Below are 1,586 nucleotides of genomic sequence, written 5' to 3' on the forward strand. Positions count from 1 at the left end.
CGGGGCCAATTGCCGTGCAGCTTCTGTGAAGTGCTGTCTACCATCGAACCAAAATGAAGACTATCAATGGGGGTAAGGGGGCAATATGTCTTCTTATTCACTCTTGACAAAGGTCATTTCATAACAGTTATAGTGTGTTTGGTAATTTTGTTTATTGATCATGAACATATTTTACCAAAAAAGGCACCTCATCCATTACGGATCAGGTGCCTCTTTTTATTTTTGGACTGTCAGAAATTTAACAGCCCCTTTTCATTTGGGATTGATCAGATTTTGAAATGTTCGGGTTTTGAAATCTCTGAAAATCGAAAAAGTGAAACCAGTAAAATTCAGTGAATTGAGCTGGTCAGCAGCAAGATTACTCGACTTTCAGCATTCGATAGCCAACTCCGATATGGGTTTGAATATACTGAGGTCCGCCTTTATTCGGTTCAAGCTTTTTGCGCAGAGTAGCCATAAATACTCGAAGACTGGCAACATCATTTGGTCTTGAACTGTTCCAGATCTTCTGAGTAATAAAGGTATGAGTCAGAACCTTCCCGATATTCTGAGTCAGAAGAGTCAGCAGCTTATATTCAATTGGAGTCAGATGAAGTTCCTCACCGTTTAAGAAGGCACATCCAGCCGCATAATCAACTTTCAAGGAACCGTTTTTAAAAGTTGAATCACTCTGAGAACTTGCGGGGTTTAAATGAAGTCTGCGCTGAACTACACGCAGGCGTGCCAACAGTTCTTCTACCGAGAAGGGTTTTGTCAGATAGTCATCGGCTCCTGCATCCAGAGCCTTGATTTTTTCAGTATCTTCAGTCCGTGCAGAAATAACGATAATCGGCATATCGGTCCAGGAACGGACACGTTCGATAATATCAATTCCATCCATGTCTGGAAGGCCAAGATCAAGAAACATGACATCCGGATTGTGTGTGCTTGCTTCGAGAATGGCAGCTTCTCCATCAGGGGCGGAGATATAGCGATAGTTATGGGCTTTAAGAGTAGTCTGAATAAGATTGCGGATTGAATTGTCATCTTCGACAATTAAAACCATTGGATTGGTCATACGAAAACTGTGCACAGGATTCAGAAGGAGTCCTGCTTCCTTTCTAAACGTTTATTCTTGGGTTTATGGCAAATGCATCCATAAGAGCATCATATATTCTAAGTAATGAACAATAGAATATAGTCTGGCAAAATTAGTAGGGGATAATAACTTTCACCTGCCTGAAAACGAATCTGTGAAAAGACGTCTAAGCAGCAAAATGACAGATGAAAATAACATCCCTGATGTGTCTCTATTTTAAAACGTTTTTTTACTAATTCGGATACAAAAAACAAGTTTATGAAAAAAACTTTCCATAGAGCGGGTAATGAGCGATTCATAGACAAAATATTCAGTCTGACTGTCACGAATCGAATCACGCTGAGAGCTTAAAAAATTGAATGCCGTCTGTCTGAATTATACCAATGTCATTAAGTTAAGCAGATAGAAGCGCGAATTGCTCCGCACTTCATCGTGGTGTTCAGAATCTACCAGAAATTTTTATCTGGAATCAGCCATTTTTCGGCTTCAAGCCTCACGAATACGATAA

At 40.1% G+C, this 1,586-nt stretch carries 1 protein-coding gene; it reads right to left on the reverse strand.

Annotated features, from left to right (window positions below; all coding sequences use genetic code 11):
• Positions 1-358: 358 nt before the first annotated feature.
• Positions 359-1,057 carry a response regulator gene (locus tag BO222_RS12340; RefSeq protein WP_075821043.1) on the reverse strand — a complete coding sequence of 233 codons (699 nt, stop codon included), beginning with the start codon at positions 1,055-1,057 and terminating at the stop codon, positions 359-361.
• Between the last annotated feature and the right edge of the window lie 529 nt (positions 1,058-1,586).

Origin of the sequence: Ileibacterium valens, from assembly GCF_001945525.1 — a bacterium.
Taxonomy (GTDB): Bacteria; Bacillota_I; Bacilli_A; order Erysipelotrichales; family Erysipelotrichaceae; genus Ileibacterium; species Ileibacterium valens.